At 71.2% G+C, this 26,164-nt stretch carries 15 protein-coding genes; 10 read left to right on the top strand and 5 right to left on the bottom strand.

Translation table 11 applies throughout. From position 1 onward, the window contains the following. The first annotated feature begins 18 nt into the window (after positions 1 to 18). The 5 genes from Manayef4_RS00140 to Manayef4_RS00120 are packed head-to-tail and all read left to right on the top strand — an operon-like array spanning position 19 to position 5,979. Positions 19 to 828, top strand: coding sequence for a TOMM precursor leader peptide-binding protein (locus tag Manayef4_RS00140; RefSeq protein ID WP_070130317.1), 810 nt, complete (start codon positions 19 to 21; stop codon positions 826 to 828). A gap of 10 nt (positions 829 to 838) precedes the next feature. Beyond that, entirely contained in the window at positions 839 to 2,452 is a 1,614-nt protein-coding gene (locus Manayef4_RS00135; RefSeq protein ID WP_011438590.1) for a CocE/NonD family hydrolase, read from the top strand. Then, on the top strand, positions 2,449 to 3,849 hold the full coding sequence (locus Manayef4_RS00130; protein ID WP_070130217.1) for a YcaO-like family protein: 1,401 nt from the start codon (positions 2,449 to 2,451) through the stop codon (positions 3,847 to 3,849). The genes Manayef4_RS00135 and Manayef4_RS00130 overlap by 4 nt, the downstream gene beginning before the upstream one ends. A 9-nt stretch (positions 3,850 to 3,858) precedes the next feature. Further along, entirely contained in the window at positions 3,859 to 5,196 is a 1,338-nt protein-coding gene (locus Manayef4_RS00125; RefSeq protein ID WP_070130216.1) for a YcaO-like family protein, read from the top strand. A gap of 30 nt (positions 5,197 to 5,226) precedes the next feature. After that, a complete protein-coding gene (locus Manayef4_RS00120; RefSeq protein ID WP_011438587.1) occupies positions 5,227 to 5,979 on the top strand; it encodes a SagB family peptide dehydrogenase in 753 nt (250 codons plus the stop codon). Here the strand turns inward: Manayef4_RS00120 and Manayef4_RS00115 are convergent, their stop codons facing one another. Next, a complete protein-coding gene (locus Manayef4_RS00115) occupies positions 5,980 to 8,235 on the bottom strand; it encodes a family 2 encapsulin nanocompartment cargo protein terpene cyclase (RefSeq protein WP_070130215.1) in 2,256 nt (751 codons plus the stop codon). It lies immediately after the preceding gene. A gap of 319 nt (positions 8,236 to 8,554) precedes the next feature. After that, a complete protein-coding gene (locus Manayef4_RS00110; RefSeq protein ID WP_070130214.1) occupies positions 8,555 to 9,958 on the bottom strand; it encodes a family 2B encapsulin nanocompartment shell protein in 1,404 nt (467 codons plus the stop codon). Positions 9,959 to 11,683: 1,725 nt separating this feature from the next. Between Manayef4_RS00110 and Manayef4_RS00105 the strand changes: the two genes are divergently transcribed. Beyond that, positions 11,684 to 12,274, top strand: a complete 591-nt coding sequence (locus Manayef4_RS00105; protein WP_011438583.1) for a hemerythrin domain-containing protein — start codon at positions 11,684 to 11,686, stop codon at positions 12,272 to 12,274. Between the two features lie 197 nt (positions 12,275 to 12,471). Here the strand turns inward: Manayef4_RS00105 and idi are convergent, their stop codons facing one another. Beyond that, entirely contained in the window at positions 12,472 to 13,065 is a 594-nt protein-coding gene (gene idi, locus Manayef4_RS00100; RefSeq protein WP_083282218.1) for an isopentenyl-diphosphate Delta-isomerase, read from the bottom strand. Positions 13,066 to 13,482: 417 nt separating this feature from the next. Between idi and bioB the strand changes: the two genes are divergently transcribed. Together bioB and fxsT are read left to right on the top strand one after the other, a co-directional pair. Next, positions 13,483 to 14,565 (top strand): biotin synthase BioB, encoded by a 1,083-nt coding sequence (gene bioB, locus Manayef4_RS00095; RefSeq protein WP_070130315.1) that lies wholly within the window; start codon positions 13,483 to 13,485, stop codon positions 14,563 to 14,565. 47 nt (positions 14,566 to 14,612) lie between these two features. After that, positions 14,613 to 17,591: an FxSxx-COOH system tetratricopeptide repeat protein gene (fxsT, locus tag Manayef4_RS00090; RefSeq protein ID WP_070130213.1), complete on the top strand. Its 2,979-nt coding sequence runs from the start codon at positions 14,613 to 14,615 to the stop codon at positions 17,589 to 17,591. 39 nt (positions 17,592 to 17,630) lie between these two features. Here fxsT and Manayef4_RS00085 read toward each other — a convergent pair whose 3' ends face one another. Together Manayef4_RS00085 and Manayef4_RS00080 are read right to left on the bottom strand one after the other, a co-directional pair. Then, positions 17,631 to 19,640: a serine/threonine-protein kinase gene (locus tag Manayef4_RS00085; protein WP_070130212.1), complete on the bottom strand. Its 2,010-nt coding sequence runs from the start codon at positions 19,638 to 19,640 to the stop codon at positions 17,631 to 17,633. Further along, positions 19,631 to 24,244: an AAA family ATPase gene (locus Manayef4_RS00080; protein ID WP_083282199.1), complete on the bottom strand. Its 4,614-nt coding sequence runs from the start codon at positions 24,242 to 24,244 to the stop codon at positions 19,631 to 19,633. Before Manayef4_RS00080 ends, Manayef4_RS00085 begins: the two co-directional genes overlap by 10 nt. Positions 24,245 to 24,761: 517 nt before the next feature. Between Manayef4_RS00080 and Manayef4_RS00075 the strand changes: the two genes are divergently transcribed. After that, positions 24,762 to 25,352, top strand: coding sequence for an RNA polymerase sigma factor (locus Manayef4_RS00075; RefSeq protein WP_035734204.1), 591 nt, complete (start codon positions 24,762 to 24,764; stop codon positions 25,350 to 25,352). An 87-nt stretch (positions 25,353 to 25,439) separates the two neighbouring features. After that, on the top strand, positions 25,440 to 26,164 hold a 725-nt coding region (locus tag Manayef4_RS00070; protein ID WP_070130313.1), incomplete at its 3' end, for a hypothetical protein.

The following is a 26,164-nucleotide window of genomic DNA, read 5'->3' as shown; positions in this document are numbered from 1 at the left end:
CCGATGAGGAAAGCCGACGTGTTCTCTCCTGGCCACCATCTCTACCGGGCCGCCGACGGGAGTTGGCGTTACAGCGCCCCCGGGGACGTCTTCGTCCGAATTGGCGGCGAGGACCGCCTGCTCGCCCTCGTGCGGAACGTCGCGGCCGGGGCCACCCAGCTGCCCCTGCCCGATGCGGACCGACCCGCCGTCGAGCGCATGACCGCCGCGCTCACCGATCGCGGCGTGTTCGTCGGCCCGGGGCGTGCGGGGACCGTTCCGGCTGGCTGGAAGGTGCACCTCGACGGCGACAGTCCGGTCGTCGGGAAGCTCACCGAACTCCTGGGCGACATCATCGATGACGTCGAGTGCACCGTGGGCCCGGCGGACGAGGCCGCGGTAGCCGGCTCGGACGCCGTCGTCAGCTGCGCCCGGTGGCTGCCGGACTCGCACTGGTGCCGGCTCGATCAGTGGTGCGCGGCGCACCACACGCCATGGCACGGCTGCTACGCCGAGGGCGACACGTTCGTCGTGGGACCCCTGTCGATGCCGGGCCGTACGGCGTGCTACCGGGACACCAGAGGACGTCGGCTCGCCGCGGCCGCTCTCCCCGACGAGCTGATCGCCCACTGGGCTTACCTCGATTCCGACGCGGTCAAGCCGCCGGCACCGTTCACCCCGGCAGCCACCGCGGTGCTGGCGGGGCTGCTCGCCGCCGACCTGCGGGCGCTGGYGGCGGGAAGCACCGTGCCCAGCGAGGGGCACCAGCTCGTCGTCGATCCGACCACGGCGTCGATCAGCCGGCATCCGGTGCTTCCTCTTCCCAACCTCGCGGTCAACCCGGTCTAGGCGCCGGGGCATGCACGCCATCGACGCGAACCAGGCCGTACCGGCGGCGGACGGCGTCCTGCTGGCGACCGACGTCTACCGTCCCGACCGGCTACCCGCCCCGGCGGTGGTCACTCGCACCCCGTACGGTCGCGGTTCGCTGCTGGCAAACGGCGTCGGGTGGGCGCGGAACGGACTGGCCTACGTTGCCCAGGACGTGCGGGGGCGCTATGGGTCGGGCGGAACCTGGACCCCGTATCAAGGGGAGCGCGCCGATGGCCGGGCGTTGGTCGAATGGGTCCACCGCCAGCCCTGGTGCGATGGGAACGTGATCCTCGCCGGAGCCTCCTACGGCTCGTTCACCGCGTGGGCAGCCGCCGTCACCGTTCCCGAGCTCGTGCGCGCAGTGATCAGCGAGGTACCCGCCGCGGGTCTGCGGCCCGCCAACGTGGACCCGTCGGGRATCCTGCGGCTGGCCGAGTACGCCGGCTGGTGGGCCGAGCACGCCGAGAGCCGCACCAGCAGGAACGGGCTGTCCGCGCAGATGCTGGGCTGTGAGCCGGACCTGCTGCGGCACCTGCCGGTAGCTGACCTCGGYCGGCACCTCTGGGCACGGGTGCCACGCTGGTGGAGCGCCATAGCCCCGGCTCTGTCAGCCCCGGCTCTGTCAGCCCCGGCTCCGTTGACGACCGGCGACAGCCCGGCACCGCATGACCGTACTGGCGACGACCTCGGGGAGGGCATCAGCACGCAGGAACTGGCCCGCTGCTCGCTGCCGTCCCTGCACATCGGCGGCTGGTACGATCTCTTCCTGCCACAGACGCTGTGGCAGTGGGAAACCGCGGGCCGCGACCGCGCTCCGAACAGGCCCGCCCGGGGCCTGGTGATCGGGCCGTGGGGGCACGAGCTGTCGACCCCCGCTTCCAGCTCGGCGGGTGGGCGGGAGCACGGGCCCGCCTCGCAACTGCCGCTGGGACGCCTCCAGGTCGCGTGGATCTTTGACGTGCTGGCCGGCCGGGATGCGTCGATCACCAAGGTGTTCCTCGTCGAGGGCGGACGCTGGCTGGATCGGTGGCCGGCGTCCACCGCCACCCTGGGCCTGCAGGCCAGCGCTGACGGGTCACTCCTGCCGAACCCGCCCGAGCGGCCCGCCGAGCACCGGTTCACCTACGACCCGCTCGACCCCTTCCCCAGCCTCCCGCGGGACTGCGACCGTGCCCCCCTGGACGCCCGCGCCGACGCCGTGGCATTCCGGACCCCGCCACTGACGACGCCGACTGCCATCGTCGGCGCACCCACCGTCACGATGGCCGCAGACACCACGGGCCCCGGCACCGACTGGATAGTCCGGCTGGTGGAGCGGCTCGGTGACGGCCGGGCCTTGGAGGTCACCAGCGGCGCCGCTGCCGTCGGGCCCGGCGCGGCCACGGTGTCGATCCCGCTCGGCGCCACGGCCCTGCTGCTCCACCCCGGCAGCCGRCTGGAGCTGCAGGTCACCAGCAGCGACTTCCCGCGGCTGGCCCGCACCCCCAACACCGGCCAGGACCGGTACACCACCAGCGCCACCCGGATCGCCACCCAGACCATCCACACCGGTCCAACCCGCGGCTGCCGGGTCGACCTGCCCGTGCTGGAGCACCCGTGAGATCAACCACCCCCGCGCCGGCCGAACGGCGTCTCGTCGACCGCCGACTCGGCGTCCTCACCCAGATCGTTCCCTACCAGCCGAGCCCCGCCATGCCGCGTTGCTGGGTCGGCTGGAGCGCCCGTGCCGCCGACACCCGTGCGTTCGCCACCTGGTCGGCCGAGCGGTTTGGCTTCGGTGCCGCCCTGGGCGATCACGACCGGGCGCGCCGTGCCGCGGTCGGGGAGGCCGTGGAACGGTACTGCGGCAACGCCGTTCCCGACGCCCTGGAGATCGCCTGCTACGACGATCTCGCCAGGGCCGGGCGGCCGGCTCTCGACCCGGCGACCCTGGCGCTCTATTCCGACCGGCAGTACCGCGCCCGCGGGTTCCCCTTCCGGCCCTTCACCCGCCAGACACCGGTGGCCTGGGTGCCCGGCCGCGACCTGTACGCCGGGGGTCCGGTGCTGGTGCCCGCGTCGATGGCCTACCTGAACTACTTCCGCGGCGCGCACGCCGACGAGGTGGCCACCCACGCCATGCTGTACGCCGGCATCGCCACTGGCGAGAACCGTGAGCACGCCGAGCGTTTTGCGTTGGAAGAGCTCTTCGAACGCGACGCGAACACCATCTGGTGGGCCAGCGGCGCCGCCGGCTGGGCCGTCGCCGATGCGGCTGAGCTCCTCGACCGGCACGACATCGCCCACGGAGAGGGCACCGGTCGCACCATCCGGTTGTTCCAGGTGCCAAGCCAGTTCCCGGTTCCGGTGCTCGCCGCCTTCCTTGAAGAACCGGGACGGGGGCTGATCGCGTACGGCACGGCATGCCGGGCGGACCCGCGGGAAGCGGCGACGAAGGCGCTCGTCGAAGCCTTCGCCATGCTGGAACTGACCGCCGAGCTCGCGGACGGTGACAGCGCGCACTGGCGAGCCGTCGCCCGCGGCGAGATACCCCCGCACACGTACCTGCCCTACCGCGCCGACCGGCGGTACGCGGATGACATCCGGCCGGATTTCCGCGACCTCGTCGATCTGCCCGCGGTCGCCCAGCTCTATCTGGATCCACGAATGCAGGGCCGGCCCCTCGACCGGCTCCGCGACGACACCCGCACCACCCGGCTCGCCGACATCCCCCGGGCCGACGGGGACGCCAACGGGGGCACAGCCCATCGACGCTACCTCGACATGCTCGCGACGCAGGGCCTGTCCGCCGTGTCAGTGGACGTCACCACCCCGGACGTGCGGGCGGCCGGCCTCACCGTCGTGCGGGTCATCGTCCCCGGGCTCTACGGCAACCCGCCCGCGGCCTTCCCGTTCCTCGGCGGCGAGYGGCTCTACGACGTACCCGCCCAGCTGGGCCTGGCTGCCGGAAAGATCACCGAAGACGCCCTTTATCCGTACCCGATCCCGCACGTCTGAGGAGCACCCATGGACCTCGCCGCGATCCTCGCCCCCCGAACCGGGATCATCCGCCGGATCGAACGCAACGCCATTCCCGCCACCCTGCCGCCCGAATTCACCATGTACACCGCCGTTCTCTCCGACACCACCAGGTTCTCCGCCTGGGCCAGTGACTTCGCCGGAGCCGGCTACGCCCTGCTCGACGACGACGCCGCCCTCGGGCCCGCCGTCGGCGAGGCCRTCGAACGCTACTGCGGGAACCTCGTCCCCGCCGGACTGCGCCGCGCCACCCACAAAGAGCTCACGGCGGACCGCGCCACCGTGCTTGACCCGCGCTCGGTAGTGCTGTACTCACCCGCCCAGTACGCCGGGCCCTACTTCCCGTTCACCGAGTACCGCGAGGATCTCGAGCTGGAATGGACGTCCGGCACCGACCTGCTTGCTGGCACCCCCGTCTGGGTACCCGCGCAGCTCGTCTGGGTGTCCTACGCCCACCAGGCCCAGGCCCGCGGGTTCCCCTACCTCAGCCCGGTCCTCAGCGCCGGCCTGGCCGCCGGTATGGACCAGCRCTCGGCGCAATGGTCGGCGATCTGCCAGATGATCGAACGTGACACGCTGACCATGGCCTGGCACGGCCGCCGGCCGCTGCGGGCCATCACCCCGCCCCCCTGGATCGCGCAGCTTGCCATGGGCGCGTACGGAAGCATGACGACCCGGTTCGTCGAATTCCCGAACKAGTTCGGCCTCGTCGTCGTCGGCGCCCTGGTGCACGACACGGCGACCGGCTACCTGACCATGGGAGCAGCGTGCCGGACCACCACCACGCCGGCGCTGCGCAAGGCCCTTGCCGAAGCCTTCCAGCTGCAGATGTTCGTCGCCGACCTCGACGACCCCGACGGCCCCTACATGCGCGCCGCACGCAACCCGCACAGCCCCCTCAAGCCGTGGCGAGCTKACCGACGGTACCTCGACGACTGCCGAGACGACCTGGCGGACGTCGTCGAGTACTGCACCCACCTCCAGCTCTTCCTCGACTCTCGCCTGCAGGACCGGCTGGAGGCCGAACTCGCCGAGGCCCTCACCGGCACGATCGGCTGGGAGACCCTCGACCGGGACGCCCGGCACGCCGGAGTCGACGACCCGACGGTGCTCGCGCGCACGCTCGCCGACGCCGGCCACCCGGTGACATCGGTCGACGTCACCACCGAAGACGTGCGCCCCACCGGCATGCGGGTCGTGCACACCTTGGCCCCCGGCCTGTRCTCGAACACCTCTGTCGGCCTTCCGTTCCTCGGCGGCGCCCGGCTGRCCAGGCAACTCGCCGCGGCGGGCACCACCCGGCGCGACCTCCCGCTGCCGCATTAGCGCATTAGCGACGTAACCGAAGGGACGAGTGTGGCCGAGGACGTCACCGCGCTGGAGCGTATCCGGCGGGTCCAACAGGTCCTCAATGGTCCGCCGACCCGGCAGGTGATGCTCGACGGACTGCGCGCCGCCACCTGCCGGATTCCGCTGCCGGCACCGCGCGCGGACCTGCCGGTCGAGTTCGGCCAGGTGCTCGCGGCACGCAGGTCCTGGTACCGGTTCGATGCCGAGGCGCCGACCGCCGAGAATGTCTCCTCGCTCCTACGCTGGGCGGTGGGTCCGCAGCGGGATGTCCGACTGCCCGACGGCAGTCAGCACCGGATGTGGATGGCGCCGTCGGCAGGTGGCCTGCATTCACTGTCCATCTATCTCGTCATTGCGCGCGGTGCGCAGCTGCCCGGCGGCGTGTTCCGGTACGACGCCGAGGACCACTGCCTGCAGACGTTGCGGTCCGGCGAGCCGACGGCGGCGTTGCGTTCGGTGCTGGTCCAACCCGAGTTCGCCGAACGGGCGCCCATGGCGGTCGTCGTAGTCGCCCGGCTCGACACGACTCTCGTGAAGTACCCGGCACGCCATTACCGCACCCTGCACCTCGACGCGGGAATCGCCGTGCAGAACCTCTACCTGGTCGCGGCCGCACTCGGGCTGGCCGGATGCGCCGTGACGGCCTTCGACGACCAGGCCCTCGCCGAGTTGCTGCGTCTGCCCGACACGATGTTCCCGACCGTCGTGTTCCCCGTCGGCCGCCAGCCGGTCCGACCGCCAACCAGGCATGCGAGCTGACTACATTTCACTATCGCCGGCCGCGCCGGCCGCCGCGGCCGGACGTGGGCGGACGTGGGCGGACGAGGTGCCCAGGCCCGTGGGGCCGCCGAAGGGCCGTACTCCCGCCGCTGGGTGGTACCGCAGTTCGGACTCCTCGTACCGATGCGTGCCCTCATGCCAGCGGAGGATCCCGGCCAGCCAGTTCTGGAGTTCCCGCGCGTAGCCCAGCAGCGCCTGCCGCGCCGACGCGTCCAGGGCGAAGCTGTCGAACAGCGCCGGAAGCTCGTGCGCCACGATGTGCTCGAACTGGCGTATCCGGGAGGTCATCAGATCGTTGACCACCGCGAGGGCACGCTCCCGGTCGCAGTCGAGGAAGTTCTCGACGACGAGGACACAGTTGTGGATCTCACCCTCGAACTGGATCTCCTTCTGATAGGAGAAGACGTCGTTGAGGAGACAGGCGTAGTCCGCGGCCGCGTTCTCCAAGGCCTGGATCGGCCGGGTGCGGTAGATCTCGGGTGGCACGGTCTGTTCCTGGGCCAGCCGGGCCAGCCGGGCCAGGCTCATCGTCAGATCCGAACCGAAGGTCGCCCGGCGCATCTCAATGTAGTCGATCGGGTCGGGAATGCGATTCTGGGCCTGGTTTGCCAGCTCCCACAGCCAGCTGTCGATCATAACCTCGACGGTGCCGCGGAACGTCTCGCGCGCGCCTGGCGCCATGGTCTCGGTGGTGCGCGTCCACAGGTCGGCCAGACCGCGTTCCAACGCGTTGGCCGGCACCGCGGTGACGGGGGAGTCCAGCGGCATGAACTCCGACAGCCGGGCGTTGCACACCTTGGCCCCGAGGATGTCCCGGGTGCGGCCGAAGATTACCGGGTAGTAGTCGTCGGCGTAGGTCCCCCAGGTGAGCCAGTCCGTCGTCAGAYTCAGTTCCGGCAGGGTCGCGTCCGGATGGATTCCGGCCGAGCACAGCGCGAAGTCGAACGCCCGCAGTTTGTGTTCGTCCCAGATGCCCGGAATCGGGTCCAGCATCCCTACCGCCCGGGCCCAGATGATGTTTTCCCGGCGGGAGGCGTCCAGATGTGGGCTCTGCCCGGTCGAGAAGGGCATGCAGAAGTCGGGATGGCGCAGCGGCCCGACGATCTGGTGCGGGATGTGCGTGAAGGAGCGGATCCGGCGCGGTGTGGTGRTGACGAGGGACGGCACAATCCGGGCCGCCGAGGTACCGAGACCGGTGAGTCCGAGGAGTCCGCTGAGCTCGCCGCTCTCAGGCGCCACGGCCCGGTTCATGTACCGGCTCGAGYGCAGGTGCCATTCGTGGCCCCCTGACTGCCAGTCCTGCAGACCCTTCACGTACGCCAGGACCTCCAGCCGGYTCCCCGGGTCGACACCGTGCTCCTCGAGGACCGCCGGCAGTTCGGTGACCGCGGTGTGCTCGAACTGGTGCAGCCGCGAGGTGAGCAGGTCGTTGACCGTGTCGGCGGCCTCCTGGGTTCCACAGCCGAGGAAACGTTCGATGACGAGCACGCCGTTGCTGAGCTCGCCCTCCTCTTCGACCTCGCGCTGGTAGGAGAACAGGTCGTTGCGCAGATGCACGGCGTCGGCGAAGGTGTCCCGCAGTACCTGCAGCGGCCGGGTCGCCGCGACCTGGGCYGGCACCTCGGCGTCGGCGGCGTGCTCGACGAGGTTCGCCGACCAGGGCGCGCCGCCGACCTTGCGCCGCATCTCGACGTATTCGATCGGGTTGGCGAGCCTGCCGGCGTTGATGTTGGCTAGTTCCCACAGGGACTCGTCCAGCAGGTTCTTGGTGCTGACCGCGAACCGCCGCCGCCAGTCGGCGGAACGCTCCGGGACGGTCCGGGTCCACAGGTCGGCGAGTCCGCGTTCCACCGGGTTGGTCGGCGTCTCGGTGATCTCACCGTCGACGGGCATGAAGGCGGGCAGGCGGTCGAGGTAGGCCCGGGCGCCGGCCATGTCGTGGGACCGCTTGTACAGCTCCAGGAAGTGGTCGTCGAAGTAGAAAACCCAGACATACCAGTCGGTGACCAGATCGAGTTTTCGGCTGACGGAGTCCGGATGGGTGTATGCACAGAGCAGGGCGTAGTCGTGTGCGTCGAAGTCGGCCTCGGTCCAGATCGCGGTTCCGTGCTGCGGAGAGTCGATCATCTCCATCTCGTCGGCCCAAGCCCTGCTGTGCACGCGGGCCTGTTCCAGGTTCGGATTGAGCCGTGCCGGATAGGGCACGTAGAACTCCGGTAGCGTGAAAGGCTGCATGACCCGCTGGTGAACCCTTCTCGGTCACGGGCTGGACGGCCGACCCCGAAAGTCGGCCGGATACGGATCCTTATCCGTATCCGGCACCGGTGCACCTTCCCCGGGGAACCGGCCCCGGGGAAGGTGCACCGGGTCTGCCGAGGTGGCAGCGGAGAAGTGAACGTTCGGGGCGGCCGGGAGAGATCGGGCCGGGATGCCGCGGAGCCCCGCGGAACCCTTCCGGAACCCAGCGTGATCTCATGTGATCTCGCGTAATTCCGCGTAATTCCGCGTAATTCCGCGGGTTCCGGGTGGTCCCAGCGGCTCGCGCGGCCGGGTGTCACCGACCGATCTCGACGTTCTCCAGGATACCGAGCGCGTCGGGGACGAGCACCGCCGCGGAGTAGTACGTGGTCACCAGGTACGAGATGATGGCCTTGTCGCTGATACCCGCGAATCTCACGGACAGGCCGGGCTCGTATTCGTCCGGCAGGCCGGCGTGGTGCAGGCCGATCACCCCCTGGTTCTCCTCACCGGTGCGCAGCGCGAGGATGGACGTGGTACCGGTCCCGCTGATCGGAATCTTGTTCAACGGGAGCAGGGGAACGCCACGCCAGGCCGGCACGTGCTGGTCGTGGAGGAGGACGGTGGCCGGGTAGATGCCACGGGCGGTGCATTCCCGGCCGAACGCGGCGATGGTCCGCGGGTGGGCGAGCAGGAAATGTGTGCTGCGTCGGCGGCTCAGCAGGTCGTCGAGATCATCCGGGGTAGGCGGACCGCTCCGGGTGTGAATACGCTGACGGAGGTCGGCGTTGTGCAGCAGCCCGAAGTCGGGGTTGTTCACCAGTTCGTGCTCCTGGCGTTCGCGCAGGGCCTCGACGGTGAGCCGGATCTGGTGCTCCAGCTGGTTGTGCGGTTCGTTGTAGAGGTCCGCCACCCGGCTGTGGATGCGTAGCACGGTCTGGGCGACGCTGAGCTCGTACTCGCGGGGGGCCAGTTCGTAGTCGACGAACGTCCCCGGCAGGTCCGGTTCCCCGGTGTGCCCGGCGGCGATCGCGATCTCCGCTTCGCCCAGGCGGTTGCTCGGGGGCTGGAGCCGGGTCCGGTACTCGTCGAGGTGACGCCGCAGCTCGTCGGAGGAGTCGGCGAGTTCGGAGAACTGCTGGCGCGACAGGACGAGGGCCGTCGTACCGGTGAGTGCGCGGGCCGTGAACTCCCAGGTCAGGTCCTCCTCGACCAGCGCCTCGTCACCGAAGTACTCGCCGTCGGCGAGTACGCCGAGTTCCCGCTCGTCGCCGTACTCTCCGAGGCCGAACCTGCCGACCTTACCGTGCGCGATCAGGAACACCTGGTCGGCGGCCTGACCGCTCTCCACCAGCACGTCTCCGGCAGCGAATTCCCGTTGGGCGAAGCGGTCCGCGAGCGCATCGAGCACCTCGCCGTCGAAGCCCCGCAGGGCGGGCAGCTCGCCGAGTTCGCGCGGAACGACCCGGACCTCGGATCCGGTGGTGGTGAACGTGAGGAGTCCGTCCCCGAGTACGTAGGTCAGACGGCGGTTGACCCGGTACACGCCGCCGGACGCCTGGACCCATGGCAGTATCCGCAGCAGCCACCGGGAGGTGATCTCCTGCATCTGCGGAACGGACTTGGTGGTCGYCGCGAGATTGCGCGCGGCCGCCGTGCTCAGACTCAGCCGGGGCTCTTCGCCGCCGGCATCCGTACCGGCCTGCACGGGTTCGGTCATGACAGACTCCACCTATCTCTGGTTTTCGCAGGGGCAGTTTTCCCACTGGGAGTGGGGGTTTACACTGGGGGTATGGGGGTTTTCCCGGAGTGCGGTTTCTATTGACCCGACGCACATGTAGAAGGCGCGGCCTGTGCACGGTCATAGGAATGTGCGGGCGTGACGGATCCCGGCGGCTGGCCGCCGACCGCAGGTACATCGAACCGACACGAAATGCGGGACGTCGAAGTTCCGATGCTGCGCTGGGTGAGTCCCGCCTTCCCTGAGTAGCGATGACATCTATGGGCGCTCCGTTGGTGTAACCCCCCCCATGGCGTCGAGTCAACAGGAGACCTGCGCTTGTCTCGAACGGAACGCGCGTCGTCTCGCCGCGCATGGGAAGCCTCCCGCATCGATCCCACGGGCGGCAAGCACTTTGCGGAACCAATCAGATCTGGTCCGGGCAGACCGGCCTSCTCTAGTCCTCGGCCYRGCCCGGCGACCACGCACTGTAAAGGGCGGCCAGGCGTTTTCTCGATCGTTTTCCCGGTGTCCCGGACGAACTGTCGGTACGCGGCGGACAGGAGTACCGTCCTCCTTTTCCGCTGGTTGATCCAGTCCGCCGGTGGATCAAGCGCCGATCGGCGCCCGTGTCCCGACCGTGGTGATATCGGGTCGAAATCTGGTCCGGCTGGCGGTCGGAGCGTTCGCGGAGTCCGCGCGCAAAATTCCTTCGGTGATATTCGTTCGCGCCGCGGAACATAGCCAATTTCCGGGGAACCCGGGTGGGAGCGCCGTCGTCTCCCTCGAGTGCGGCGTGCGGGTATTTCTTCACCCCCTGCGGTGGGCCGGAAACGTCACGGCGACGGGGACGGAGACGGCGCGTGGCGTCCCACCCGGTCCAGACCTGCCGCGCCGGCCCGTCCGCGGCAGATCCGGACCGGTTGCGGACTTCTCACGACACGCCGTAGACGCTGACCGCTTCTCCTGGTCAGGGCCTCGGCCCGAGTGCCCGTCCCGGGCCCGCAACCGCGGCCTGGTCCGATCATCCGCCGGATGCGGCGGCCCAGCGGCCCAGMGGCCCAGCGGCCCCGGCGGGGCCAAAGGCCTGGAGATTGCGGGACCTGTGGCCATTGCGGGACCTGTGGCTATGGCCGAAAAGGGGTATCCGTCCGCCCGGCACGGCTGGTCGGATGATCGACCCGAGGCGCATCGTATCGAGCCGGTCCTGCCGACCGAGGGAGCCATTGCCTCCCGGCAACGGCGCCGGCCGAATCCCGCGATGCGAGGGGCATGCCTCGGCCGGTCGCCTTCGGTTCAAGCTTCGACTCAAGCCTGGACGCCAGGAATTATCACTATACGTGTCTTTGGGAGGGTATCGGCGTTATTCCGTCGTACGCGCCGGTCGGCGTGACCGGTGCGGCGTGACCGGACGGCGCAGGTGCTCCCAGGCATCAACTCACCGTCATCGCGCCGACGGGTTACTAGGAATTATGAGCTACTCATGGGGCCGTTTAGGTGGCTACTTCGTACTGGCCCTGATTGGGGACGTCGGTAGGCGGCGAGCTGCCCCGGCCGGATCGGGGCACTCTCGGTACCCCGATCCGGCCGGGGCAGGTTGACGAGCCCAACGTGCCGGTTGGGCCCCGCCGGTCGGGCGTCCTCGATGCCGCGCGATTTCGAGTGCCGTCTCGGGGCACGCCGACATCGAGGTCTCGATGGGCGGACCGTGATGAGGAGGACATCATGCCGATCAATGACGCTGGGTTCGACGGCGGCCGAGCGGCGCAGTTCTCCCACGACGACGTCGTGGGAGTCCTGCTCGAACAGCACGCCCGCATCCGCGAGCTGTTCGCGGACGTGAAGTCGGCGGCGGGCGAGCACAAGCGCCGGGCGTTCGACGAGCTGCGGGCGTTGCTCGCCGCGCACGAGACCGCCGAGGAGATGGTCGTGCGGCCGGTTACGAAGAAGATCGACAGCCGGGTGGCCGAGGCGCGCAACCACGAGGAGGACGAGGCCACCCGCGTGCTGCTGGCGCTGGAGAAGATGGATGTCGGTAGCGCCGAGTTCGATGCGAAGCTGGCGGACTTCGAACGGGCCGTTGTCGACCATGCCGAGCATGAGGAAAACGAGGAGTTCCCCCGGGTGCACGCGGCCCGCGACGCCAGGCAGCTGGAAAGCATGGGCCGTCGGCTTCGGACGGCGGAGAAGTTCGCTCCCACCCATCCGCACCCGTCAGCCGCCGGTTCGACCGCCAAGCAGTGGACGGTAGGTCCGATCGCCTCGGTCATCGACCATGTCCGGGATGCCGTGACGCGGCGGGGTGCCGTGGACTGACGCCGTGCTCCTGCCACCCGCGTCGCGGTGTCGTCGTCGCCACGGACCCCCGGGTCGGGGCCGGCGGCGGACGGTCGCGCGGCGTCCGGGACCATCCGCGGTTCGGTGGCCCCGGGCGTCAGCGCCGGCACGGCAACCCCTCCGGAACAGGATGCCCTCCGGAACAGGACGGAGGGTCGGCTCGCCGGATGGCCGGCTCAGGYGTGGGTTCCGCCGGAGACGAGGGAGAGCGCGGCGGTCAGCGGATGGGCCGCCGCGCTGAACGCCGCCATCTGGTCGACCGACCAGGGGCTTAGCGCCCAGGGCGCGGCGGCGGCCACCCGGCGGTAGTCGTCCCACTCGACCCAGCGCCACTCGACCACCTCGGCCGGGTCCGGATCCGGGTCCCCGAGCGCCCGCGCCACGTAGACCGGGCAGACCTCGTTCTCCACGAGACCGTCGGCGGCGGTGGCGCGGTAGGCGAAGTCCGGCAGCGCGCAGTGCAGGTCGGTCAACTCCAGGCGGAGTTCCTGGCCTACCCGGCGCTCGACGGCCCGCGCCAGATCCTCGCCTGGGCGGGGATGCCCACAGCAGCTGTTCGTCCACACCCCCGGCCAGGTCCGCTTGTCGAGCGCCCGGCGGGTGACGAGCAGCCTGCCGGACGGGTCGAAAAGGTAGGACGAGAACGCCAGGTGCAGGGGGGTGTCGAGGCCGTGCACGGCGATCCGCGGCGCCGTCCCGCAGGGGCGGCGTTCGGCGTCGAGGAGCACGACCTCGTCGGYGGGCGGGACCGACGCGGTGTCACGCGACACCGTCTGTGGTGACGCCGCGTCACGCGGCACCGTCACGACGTCGGAGTCGGATCCTTGCGGGCTCACTCGTGGGCCTCACTTTCCGGTCGAAGGTCCAGTTTCCACTCGAAGGTCCAGTCGCTGGTTCGGTCGGTGTGGGGTGGGCGCCGGCGACGCTGTCGCCCGACACGCACGCGTCGTTCTCCTCCACCCGGGATCCAGTCGCCACATACCCATCCTCCCCTTCCTSCCCGCCGGCGCCGGTTGGCCACRTCCACGTCCGGGCAACCCCGGCCGTACCCCCGCCCCGACGTGGGCGATCGCTGGTTCCGATCAAGGCAACGATGAGAGTGTGGACGCGGYGGAAGGACGATCACCCGCAGGTTTCCGCCGCCCGCCAGTGCCCGCCGTGCCAGCAGAGGATCGAGGATGACGGACATGGACCTGTCAGCCACTCTGAACAGCCTTGTCAGCAAGGGGGTGAGTGGTCAGGCTCCGACCCGGGACGAGGCCCTGGCCGTCCTGCGCAGTGACGACGACGATCTCTTGGACGTCGTCGCCGCCGCCTACCGGCTCCGGCGGAGGTACTTCGGCAGGCGTGTCAAGCTGAACTTTCTGGTGAACCTCAAGAGCGGACTCTGTCCGGAGGACTGTTCCTATTGCTCGCAGCGGCTCGGTTCGAACACGGGAATCCTGAAGTACACCTGGCTCAAGCCCGAGGAGGCCGCCGCGACGGCCGGCGCCGGCATCTCGGGCGGTGCCCGCCGGGTGTGCCTGGTCGCGAGCGGCCGCGGGCCGACGGACCGGGACGTCGACCGCGTGGCGGACACGATCGGCGCGATCAAGACCGCGCATCCGGACGTGGAGGTGTGCGCGTGCCTCGGCCTGCTGTCCGACGGGCAGGCCGCACAGCTGCGGGCGGCCGGTGCGGACGCCTACAACCACAACCTGAACACGGCCGGTGAGAAGTACGCAGACATCTGCACGACGCACACCTACAACGACCGGGTCGACACGGTGCAGGAAGCCAGGCACGCCGGCCTCTCACCCTGCTCGGGTATCATCGCCGGCATGGGGGAGAGCGACGAGGACCTCGTCGACGTCGCCTTCGCGCTGCGCGAGYTCGCCCCGGACTCCATCCCGGTCAACTTCCTCATGCCATTCGAGGGCACGCCCCTGGGGGCGGAGTGGAACCTCAACCCCCGGCAGTGCCTGCGCATTCTCGCCATGGTCCGGTTCGTCAACCCCACGGCCGAGGTGCGGCTCTCGGGCGGCCGGGAGATTCATCTCGGCTCGATGCAGCCCCTCGCCCTCTCGGTGGTGAACTCMATCTTCCTTGGTGACTACCTGACCAGTGAGGGTCAGGAGGGCCACCAGGACCTGAAGATGATCGCCGAGGCGGGATTCACGGTGGAAGGCCTCAACACCGACGCCGAGGCGGCGCTGGCCATGGGCGCGGGCCTGGAGCGGGTCGCGCTACGTCAGCGCGGTGCCGGCACCGACCTGCCGCCCAACGCCTGATCCCGGCCTTCACCTCTCGACTGGCGGGGCGTCCGGGTGGCCAGCCGATGAACCCGGCTGGCACGGATACCACCCACGACGCCGGGAAGACGGTGGACTTCTTCGTCTCCTACGCCGGCGTCGACCAGGCGTGGGCGGAGTGGATCGCGGACACCCTGGAGAGGGCTGGCCGCCGCGTGCTGCTCGAGGCATGGGACTTCGTCCCCGGGTCGAACTGGCCTGCGCTCGTCCAGGCGGGACTGACCACCGCAGGCCGGCTCCTGGCGGTGCTGACCCCGGCCTATCTCGCCTCGGTCGGCGCGGCGGCGCAGTGGCAGGCGATCTGGGCGGCGGACATGGGCGGGCGGGGACGCCGGCTGATTCCGGTGCAGGTCGAGCCGTGCGAGCCCGGCACGCTCGGCCTGCTCGGCAGCCTCACCTGGATCGACCTGACCGACCTGACCGACCTGGCCGGGCCGGGCGCCGCCGCAGCCGCTCGCGCCCGGCTGCTGGACGGGATACGTGCCGCCGTGACAGGGCAGGTGCGGTCGGTCAATCCCACGCCGCTCCCCACCCGCGACACCCGTGACACCCGCGACGTGCCCGCGGCGGCGGACGAGTCCGAACGGGCAGCGCGGTATCCGGGTCGGMCCCCGCTCGTGTGGGGGCTGCCGCCGGAACTGGTGCGTAACCCCCGCTTTGTCGGGCGTGCATCCGAACTCGCCGAGCTGCGCGCGCGACTGACGGGCTTCGACCGGGCCGTGCCCGGCCCCGGTTCCCCTGTGCCGGGGGTGCGGGCCCAGGTGGTGCATGGCCTGGGCGGGGTCGGCAAGACGGAGCTCGTCGTGGAGTTCGCCTACCGGTACAGCCACGCCTACGACCTGGTCTGGTGGATCCGCGGCGACAAGATGACGGAGGTCGTCGCCGGCCTCGCCGCCCTCGCGGCCCAGCTGGGACTCGCCCACGTGGAGGGGGACGAGGCAGCGGCCGCCGCGGCGGCCGAGGCGTTGCGCGCCGGTCGACCTCATCGCCGGTGGCTGTTGGTCGTCGACAATGCCGTTATTGGCAATGCCGTTATTGGCAATGCCGTCATGGGCAACAACGCCGGTGCTACCGCCACCAACCCCTACCTGTCCAGGCTTCTGCAGGCCGCGGAGACCGCCGAGTTCGGACATCTCGTGATTACCTCGCGCAACCCCGACTGGGCCGGTCGGGCTACCGCAACCGAGGTCGCGGTGCTGCCCCGGAGGGACACGATCGATCTGCTGAGGAGGCACCGAGCCGCGCTGGAGGACGCCGAGGCTGAGCGGCTCGCGGCCGCGGTCGGGGACCTGCCGCTGGCGGCGGAACAGGCCGGAGCCTGGCTCGCCGCCAGCGGCATGACCGTTTCGGACTACCTGGCTGCGTTGCGCGTGGAGACTCGGGAACTCCTTACCCGCGGAAAACCGGACCGCTATCCGTTCATTGTCGCCGCGGCGTGGAACCTGGCCCTGGACGAGATCGGACCGGACGAACCGRCCGTCGTCGAGCTGCTGCAGCTGGCCGGATTCTTCGGTCCGGAGCCCATCCCGCTCGACCTGTTTCCCGCGCTGGTGGTGCTGGGGGAGAGCAACGGGGAGCTGGGGGAGAGCAACGGGGAGCTGGGGGAGAGCAACGGGGAGGGGACGCTCTGGTCGGCGCTGAGCGCGGCCTGTTCCTCCCCGCTGCGCTGGGGGGACRTGGTCGCCCGCCTCCGTGCTCTCGGGCTGGGCAAGGTCGAACAGGRAACCATCACCTTGCATCGGCTGGTGCAGGCGGTGCTGCGGGACCGGGTTCCGACGTCGCGGCACCTGGAGTTCCGGGCCACCGTCGGCTGGTTGATGATCAGGGCCCTGCCCACCGCGATCCAGGGTAATCCGGCGGCCTGGCCGCGCTGGGCCGCGCTGCTCCCACACCTTCAGGCCCAGATCGAAGCCGAGCCGTCCCCGGCGGACGCGAACGCGGCGGGCATGCTGGGGCTGGGCAATCTGGCGGCGCTCTATCTCCAGGAAACCGGACAGCTCGCCGCYGCCGTGGACCTGCACACCTGGGTGCTGGCTCGAACCGAGCAGGTCGTGGGAACCGACCACCCCAACACCCTGGTTCTCCGGAACAACCTCGCCCTCGCCCTRCAGAAGGCCGGACGCATTTCCGAGGCCATCGGGTTGTACGAGCGGATCCTGGCGCGGGCCAGCCGCATCCTCGAATCCGATGATCCCAATCTGGGGATCAGCCGTAACAATCTCGCCAGCKCCTATTGGGCCGCCGGACGCATCGCGGAGGCCGTCGAACTGCTCGAGCAGGTTGTCGACGACGCTGGACGGATCCGTGGCCCGGACCATCGCGACACCCTGCTGGCCCGGAGCAACCTGGCCAACGCATACCAGACGGCGGGGCGCTTGGCGGAGGCGATCAGGCTGCACGAAGAGGTTCTCGTCGACGTCGTCCGGGTTCTCGGCCAGGAGCATCTCACGACCTTCCTCGTGCGCAACAATCTCGCCAGCTCCTATCAGGCCAGCGGACGGACGACTGAGGCCCTCGACCTGTACGAGCAGGTACTGACCGGCCGGGAAGGCGTTCTCGGCGACAACCATCCCGACACCCTGCTCTCCCGCAGCAATCTCGCCGACGCCTACCAGGCGCTCGGACGTCTGCCCGAGGCGATCGATCTGTACGAGCGGGTTCTCTCCGATGCCCGCGGTGTTCTCGGCGCCGACCATCCACACATCCTGATCACCTGGAACAACCTGGCCTGCGCCGTTGCGGCCGCGGGGCGCCTCGCGGAGGCGATCGACCTGTACGAGCGGGTACTGGCCGACCAGCGGCGTGTCCTCGGACCGGATCACCGCGACACCCTGACCTCGCAGGGAAACCTCGCCAACGCCCACCGGGCCGCCGGACGCACGAATGCCGACGCCGCTGATGGTGCCGACCCCGCTGATGGTGCCGACCCCGCTGATGGTGCCGACCCCGCTGATGGTGCCGACCCCGCTGATGGTGCCGACGCCGCTGATGGTGCCGGGGACTGACCATCGTCCGGGTCTTCCATGCTTTGCCGGGTGACCGGTCTATGCGACCGGGAGACGGTGGATGAGGTGCTGGGCGGTGTCGACGACGAAGGCGGTGCCGTCGCTGTGGACGGTGACACCGAGCGGCCGCCGCAGACCTGTTCGGGCATCCGCGAAGATGCGGACGAGTCGATCGTGGGTGACGAGGCGGACCCGTCCCCGATCGGGGTCGGTGACCAGCAGACCGCCCGAGGGGGTGGGCGCCAGCGAGTGGGGTCGACCGACGTCCGCGATCCGGGCCGGGGCTCCGTCGTCGGGGGACGCGCCGTAGAACATCCCGGCGGCCGTGGAGATGATCCCGTCGGCGTCGACAGCCCGCAGCAGGTGATTGTCGGTGTCGGCGAGGTAGACATTCCGTCCGGGCGGGGCCGTGACGTCGTGCGGGCGCCGGAGCTGGGCGAACTGGGCGGGTCYGTGATCTCCGGACAGGCCGGGGACACCCGCCCCCGCCAGCGGTGCCGCCCGCAGATCCGGGTCGATCCGGATCACCTGGTGGCCGCCGGTGTTCGCGACGTACACCAGGCCCGCCGCGTCGACGTAGACGCCGTGCGGATGCGCCAGGTTGAGCGAGGCGGCGTGCCGGGCGGCGGGGCCGGCCGGCGGGCCGTGACGGCCGGAGCCGGCGACGGTGACGATCCGACCGTCCGGCGCGACCCGGCGGATCCGATTATTGAAGCTGTCCGCGATGAACAGGGAACCGTCGGGGCCCAGGGCCAGCCCGCACGGGTTGTCCAGCTCGGCGTTGACGGCCGGCCCCCCGTCACCGTGCGGGCCGCTCTTGCCGGAGCCGGCCACGTGAACCGTCCGGCCGTCGCGTTCGATCCGGAGCACCCGGTGGCGTAGCCGTTGGGACACGTATACCGCACCATCCGGCGCGGCGACCACGCTGTACGGGTAGTCCACCCGCAACGGCGCGGACGTGATGTCGGCCGGGCGGAGGTCGCGCCGCGCGGTCCGGTTCAGGGACCGGCGCCGGATCACGCCGGCTGACCATCGGCGTGGTGAGGCGGTGGCTGGTGGCGGGACGGCTGACGGCGGAGTGTCCGGCGGTGTGCGGGCTGGTGGTGTGCGGGCTGGTGGTGTGCGGGCTGGTGGACTGCCGCGCGCCGCGTCGCGCACATCGTCGTCGAGCCGCAGCGGCAGCGGGCAGCGGGTGAGCCAGCCCGCACCGAGCGCATGGGCCGTCGCGGCGGCGAGATCCAGGGCGAACGCGCGGGCCGACGGCGGGCGTGCACCGGGCTCCTTGCGCAGCGCCCGGTCCACCACCGCGGCGATTGCCGGCGGCGCGGCGTCCAGTGGTTGCGGCGCGACGCGCAGATGATGGTCCATCAGCTGCGCCATCGATAGCGCCCGGACGAACGGTGGGCGGCCGCTGAGCAGTTCGTAGAGGACGATCCCGAGTGCGTACAGGTCGCACGCCGGTCCCGGCGGCCGGCCGTCGAACTGTTCCGGCGCCATGTAGACGGGGGTACCGACGAGCGTGCTCGGGGCCGCGCCGGAAGCGCCGATGAGCTTGGCGATCCCGAAGTCGGTGACCTTCAGCAGGCCGTCGGCGCTGAAGAGAATGTTGTCCGGTTTGATGTCGCGGTGCAGGATCCCGCCCGCGTGCGCGCATTCCAGCGCGGCGGCGGTCGCCAACCCGATCGCGCAGACGACGTCGACGGTCAGCCCGTTCGCCGCGCGGGCCCGCACGGTGYCGCCCGCCAGTCGTTCCATGACGAGCAGGCACAGGTCCCCGGATTCGACGTAGTCGTAGATGCGGACTACGTGGGGATGGTCGAGTCCGGCCAGCAGGCGCGCCTCCGCCAGGAACCGACCGTGGGCGCCGCCGTCCGCCGCGCTGGTCGACAGGACCTTGATCGCAACGGTTCGACCGAGCCGGCGGTGGCGACCCGCGAGGACGACGGCGTGACCGCCGTGCCCGAGCATGGCGGTCACCTCATAGGCGGGGAGCGCCTCGGCCACCCGGTCGGTGATGAACCGTTCCGGCTCCGGTCCGGTCAGCCGCACGGCGGATCGTAGTCGAGGCCCGGCAGGTACTGTTTCCATTCCTCGCGGGTGAGCGGGTCGCCGGCCCGCGCGCACAGCCGCGTGACGACGCTCGCCGGGTCGAGGTCCCAGACGAATCCGATCACCTGGTAGGGCGCTCCGACGATGAAGGCGGTGTCCGGGGCGAAGGCGACCGCAGCGAAGCCGTTGTAGCGGCCGCTGAAGGTGGCGTACGGCACCGGGTCGGCCGGATCGGACATGTCCCACAGCCGCACCACGCCGTTCGCGCCGCCGACGCCCGCCGCCATGAGCCGGCCGTCGGAGCTGAATTCGATGGAGTTGACGCCGGCCCCCAACCCGATGATCGAGGGCAGCGCGCRGGGGGCCCGGCGGTCCGTGACGTCCCACAGGGCGACCTTCGTGTCGAAGCTGCCGACGGCGAGGGTCCTTCCGTCCCGGCTGAAGGCGATGGTGATCAGGGCGCTGGTGAAGCCCGTGATCGTGCTGATGCCCGCCGGTCGGTCCGGTRTCGTGATGTCCCACAACCGGATGGTCCGGTCGCTGCTTCCGGACGCCAGGGTGCGCCCGTCCGGGCTGAAACTGACGGTGGCGACGTCGTAGCGGTGCCCTGCGAGGACGGACCGCCCCCGGGGCGTGGCCGGGGCGGAGATGTCCACCAGGGCCAGCCGGGCGCTCGTGCCGGCCAGCGCGAGGGTCCGGCCGTCCGGGCTGACCTCCAGGTCCTTGATCCCGCCGATGCCGGGATGGATGGTGGACAGCAGCCTGGGACGGTGGATGTCGGCGACGTCCCACAGCGTGACCATGCCGTCGAAGTCGGTGGCGTAGTCGAGGCTGCCGGCGATGAGGACCCTGCCGTTCGGGGTGAACCGGACGCTGCCGACCGCGGCGTTGAATCCGGTCAACGTGGCGGCCGGTAGCGGCCGATCGGGGTCATGCGCATCCCACAGCCGGACGGTCTGCCCGTAGTCCCCGGTGGCTAGGACCCGCCCGTTCGGATGGACCGCCGTCGACCACAGGAAGCGGTGGTGCCCGACCAGCACCGGCCCCGGCACGTCCCACAGGCGCAGGGTGCGGTCGTCGGCACCGGAGGCGAGGGTTCGCCCGTCCGGGCTGAAGGCCAACGCCCACGGCTTCGACGCGTGCGGCAGGACCGCGATGGCGTCGAAATGGCGGGACGGATCGTAGATCTCGACCGCGCTGTTCACCCCCACGGCCACGAGGCCGTCCACGTTGACCGCCACCGCCTCGACCGATCGCACCTCGTCGATGACCTGGAGGGTGGTCGGCCGTCGCGGGTCGGTGAGATCGAAGACCCGCGCGGTGGTGTCGTCGCTGCCGGTCACCGCCGTCTTCCCGTCCGGGCTGATGGCGACCGCACGGACGGCCGTGTTCGCGCTGAGCACGACATTCGGGCCCGCCTCGCCCTTCAGCTCGCTCAGCTCCGCCGGGGCGGCGAGGTCCCGCACGTCCCACAGCAGGGCCCGGCCGTCGTCGCCACCGGTCAGCAGCTCGGTGCCGTCGGGACTGAACGCGACGGCACGGACGTTCGCGGTGTGGGCGGTGATCGCGCCGGCCGGCCGGATCGCGCTCACGTCGGAGACGTCCCACAGCCGCACCTGTGATCCGTACCCGCCGGTGGCAAGGACCCGGCTGTCGGAGCGGAAGGCCAGCCCGTGGATCGAGTCGGAGGCGCCGGGTAACGTCGCCGCGAGCACCGGGTGAGTGGGATCGGTGATGGTCCACAGCCGGACCGTCCGGTCGTCGCTCCCGGTGGCGACGAACCGGCCGTCCGGGCTGAACGCCACGGATTTCACCGCCAGCCGGTGGCCCCTGATCGTGCTGAGCGGGGTGCGGCGGGTGGGGTCTGACGCGGACCACAGGGCGACMGTCCAGTCGTCGCTCGCCGTCGCCACCAGCCTGCCGTCCCGGCTGTAGGCGACCGCGCCGATCGGACGGGTCTGCGTGCCGAGGTGACGGGTGGCGAAGCCGTAGTCGCTCGCGAACGTCGACAGCACGGCGCTGCGCGCCTCCGCCGTCGGCGCCAGGCGGTAGGCGACGGCGCCGAGCTGGGCGGCGGCCAGCGGGTCGGACCTGCGTAGCTGGTCGGCCTGCCGGCCGATCGCCACCGACAGCGCCCGGTCCCGCTCGCCGGCGATCTGGGCCCGTTGCCGGAAGGCGAACGCCATCGCTCCACCGGCGATCAGGGTCAGCACCGTGAGAGCGGCGACGAGCTGGTGCAGCCGCCTGGTCCGCCGGACCTCGGCCCGCCGCGCCGCCTGCTCGGCCGCGAGGGAGGCCGCCAGAAAGTCCCGCGCGACCGGGCTCAGTGCCGTCTGCCGCTGCCCGGCCTGCGCCCACTCCCGGACGGTCGCCAGCCGACTGCCGGCGAACAGGTAGGACGGGTCCCGCCCGCCGTCGTCCCAGGTGGCCGCGGCGTCGGTGAGCCGCTGTCGGGTCACCGCCGCGGCACGATCGACCTCGATCCACTCGCGCAGCCGCGGCCACGAGCGCAGCAGCGCCTCGTGGGAGATCTCGACGGTGTCGGCGTCCACGGTGACGAGTCGGGCGGCGACCAGCGCGTCGAGGACGGCGGAGACGTTCTGGGCTGACGCCGAGTTCTGGGCTGACGCCGACGTGGACAGCAGCTCGGTGCGTGAGACGCGGCGGCGGGTGTCGTCCGTCCCATCCCCGAACTGGATCATCTGTAGCAGGATCTGCCAGGCCGCATCCTGGCCGGCCGCGTCCAGCGTGCCGAAGGTCTCCTCCGCCGTCCGGGCGATGGCCCCCCGTAGACCCCCGGCCCGCAGGTAACCGGCCACCGTCAGAGTGCCGTTCTCGCGTTCCCGCCAGGTGGCGCGCAGCGCGTGCGCGAGCAGGGGCAACGATCCGGGGTCGGCGACGACGCCGTGCTCGTCGGCGCCGATGTCGTGCAGCATCAGATCGACCAGGCCCGGCTCCACCGTGAGCCCTACCGCCTCGGCCGGCTTCACGATGGCGTCGCGCACCTCCGCCGCGGTCATCGGCCCGACCACGACCTGCCCCGTCTGGAGCGCGTCCACCAGCTCCGGATAGGCCGCGCACCAGCCATAGAAGTCGGCGCGGACGCCGATGACGACGACCGCCGGTGGACGGGTGGCCCCGTCCCCGCGGCACGCGGCGACCAGCGCGCGGATGAACGCGCCGCGCTCCTCCTCATCCGCGCACAGGGTGAACGTCTCCTCGAACTGGTCGACGACGATCACCACCCGCCGGGTCGGCGGGGTGGTCCCGCCGCCGGCGGCGGCCGGACCCAGGGCGAGCAGATCCGACAGCGCCCCGACGAAACGGGCGGGTTGCGAGACGACGTCGAGCCGTGCCGCCGCGAGCACGGACAGCCCGGCCGCCTGCGCCACCGTGCGGGCCAGCTCGCGGGCCGGGTGATCCGTGGGTGTCATCAGGACCTGCGGCCAACCGCGGGCGCCCGCCACTGCGCCCCGGGCGAGCGCCGGGAGCAGCCCGGCGCCCAGCAGCGACGACTTTCCCGAGCCGGAGGCACCGACGAGCACCAGCGGACCCGCGCCGTCCAGCCGTTCCTCCAGCCGCGACAGCGCCTCGGCCGTCGCTCGCTCCCGCCCGAAGAACCAGCGCTGCGTGCCGGCGTCGAACGAGGCGAGACCGGGATAGGGGCAGGCGGCCTCACCGGTGGTCCCCCCGCCGTCCGGTGCGCTGGGAAGCCCCGCCGGCTGTCGCGGGGTTGGAGTCACCACCGGGCCGGGGCCGTCGGTGAGCACGGTGGTCGGCGCCGGCTCCAGGTCGGCGATCGGCGGGGTGTGCGCGGCGTTGCCGGCGAGGATCACCCCATCCGACCAGGCGGCGGCGGAATGCAGCACTGCGTTCCCGGCCGCGGTGAGACGTTGGGCGAGCCGCCGGGTCACCTGCCCGACGCTCAGCTCGACCGGGCCGTCCGGGTCGCCGTTGACGAGGAGCCGGACCAGGCCGGCGGACAGCGGCGGTCCGTCATCCGCGGCCGGCCCGGTGTGCGCGGCCAGCGGCGAGGTCAGCACGAGCAGCTCCACGCCGTCGCCGGCCGCGTTGACGCCGCCCCCCGCATCTTCACGAGGACCGGGAACATCCTCGCGAAGACCGGGAACGCGAGGTGGCACCGGCGGGACGGTGGAGTTGGCGACCGTGGTCCGCACCCACAGACCGTCGACGGCGATGAGCCGGGTGGCGGCCCGGCTCGTCGCCATCGTCGCCAGGACCGACGACAACGGCAGGGCCGTGTAGGCCAGGCGATGGGGACGGCTGTCCGACACGGCCGTCGCCAGATGGATCATCCCGTCGGCGTCGACGAGGACGATGCCGGCGTAGTAGACGAGGAGAGCCTCGGTGGCCTGCTCGACGGCCGCCGCGAGAGCCTCGCCGAGATCGAGCGGGGTCGCCGGGTCGACGACCGTGCGCAGGCTTTCCTCGGCCAGCCCGCAGCGCTCCACGAACACGCCGCCGACCGCGGCCACGGCCCGCGCTACCACGGCGCCGACCTCGCCCGCCCGGTCGACGCCGGGCCCACCGAGCCCGCCCGTGCCGACGACGAGAACCCGCGCACCGGCGGATCCCAGAACCAACCGCGACGTCCGCGACGTCGATGAACGAGCCACAGCTCTCGCCCTGCCCCCCGTGCCCGACATAAGCGGCCAGATGCCCCCGACCAGGTCATCCAGCTGGCGCATCAACCATAGATCAATCCGACGGCGCCCGGGCGGAATGCCGCGGAACCCGAACGTTATCCTCGGGGCGCGGCTGAGTCTGACCGTGCCAGTGCGTTGTCGCTGTGCTATGAGCAAGCCCCCCATGTCCGGCCGTTCCGGGCGAGGTCGCATCATCTGCGCGGTGAGCGAGAGCGCGGAGCTGAGCGCAGATGCGGTCGCCACTGAGGGCATCCCGCGACGATCATCTTCCTCGGTGAGGCCGGCCTCGGCGGGGCCGGCCTCCGCGCCTGGCGGCCCGGCGGCKCTGGTGCCGGCGCCGGCGGCCGGCCACCAAACCCGCGCCGGGGKCGGCAGGCCGTCCGTTGGGGAGCCGTCCCCCAAGGAGCCGTCCGTCAAGGAACCGTCCGTCGAGGAGTCGGATCTTTCCTCGGCGGTGAGCGGGGCACGCCGCGGTGACGAGGCGGCCTTCAGGCTGCTCTACCGGACGATCCAGCCGGGTCTGTTGCGGTACCTGCGGGTACTCGTCGGTGACGAGGCCGAGGATGTCGCGTCCGAGGCATGGCTGCAGATAGCCCGGGACCTGCCGTCGTTCCGTGGGGACTTCGACGGGTTTCGCGGCTGGGTAGCCACGATCGCGCGTCATCGCGCGCTCGACCAGCTGCGCCGGCGATCTCGCCGCCCGCGCGGTGACGTACCGGTCGAGACGGTGATGACGGAGATGGCCGCGCCCGATGACACCGCCGGCGAGGCGTTGGAGGCGATGTCCACCGAGGCCGCCATGCGCCTGATCGCGGGCCTGCCGTTGGACCAGGCGGAGGCGGTGCTCCTGCGGGTGGTCATGGGGCTGGACGCGAAGACCGCGGGGCGGGTTCTGGGCAAGCGCGCCGGCGCGGTCCGCACCGCGGCGCACCGGGGGCTACGCAGGCTTGCCGAACAGCTCGGTGATGGTGGGGGCACCGGGGTTGGTCGACCGGAGGCAGGTGAACCAGGTGAACATGGTCGGGGTGGCGGCGCGCGGCGATGACCATGGGCTCCGGCCAAGTGCAACACGGCCAGGTGTAACACGGCCAGGTGTAACACCGGTGAGGGCTTCGACGCTGAAGGACGTGAGATGAGCACACACCGACCCCGTCGGATCGGCCGGGGCGCCGCGGAGCGGATGCTTCGCGGCGGCCCGGTCAATGCGGGGGCCGGTGCGGATCCCCTTGCCGATCTGCTCGCCGCCGTGGCCGCTCCGGCCCGCGAGGGCGAGCTCGACGGTGAGGAAGYGGCTGTGGCCGCTTTCCGGGAGGCGCGTCTCGCTCACGTCACCCAGCCGCGGAGAGAGCCCATGTCCAAGTTGTTGCTCGCGAAGTTCCTGACCGCGAAGGTCGCCGCCGTGGCGGTCGCGGCCACGGCCGTCGGAGGCGTCGCCGCCGCCGCCGGCACAGGAGTACTGCCCGTCCCCGGTGTAGGTGGCAGCGCCGCTGTGTCCCCGGTGGCTACGCCCTCCGCCGAGGTGACCGCGCCGCGGGTCTCAGTGCCGAGCGCCGGTGCGTCCGTCTCGGCGTCCCTGCTCGCGCTGTGCCATACCTACACGGCCGACGCCGGCGCGGCTCTCAGTTCCCCGGACCTGAACGCGCTGGTCACTGCCGCTGGCGGCAGTGACCAGGTCGGCGCCTTCTGCGCGAAGGCCCTGCGGGCCGAGGCCAGCGCCGGGGTGGGTGCGGCCGCCGGGCCGGGCGGCACGGGTGCCGGCGCGCGGGTTCCGGGTGCGGGCGTGGGTGTGGGTGCCGGGCCGGGTGGTGCGGGTCTTGGCGTCGGGGTGGGGCCGAGTGCGGGTGTGGGTGCGGCCGC

The sequence above is a fragment of the Frankia sp. CgMI4 genome, assembly GCF_001756285.1.
Lineage (GTDB): Bacteria > Actinomycetota > Actinomycetes > Frankiales > Frankiaceae > Frankia > Frankia casuarinae.
The sequence above is the reverse complement of the archived record's forward strand: the minus strand, read 5'-3'. Positions and strand labels throughout refer to the sequence as shown.

Bases quoted from the DNA above. Each gene is read 5' to 3' on its own strand.
- Manayef4_RS00105 (WP_011438583.1), top strand. From the start codon at position 11,684: ATGCCGATCAATGACGCTGGGTTCGACGGCGGCCGAGCGGCGCAGTTC.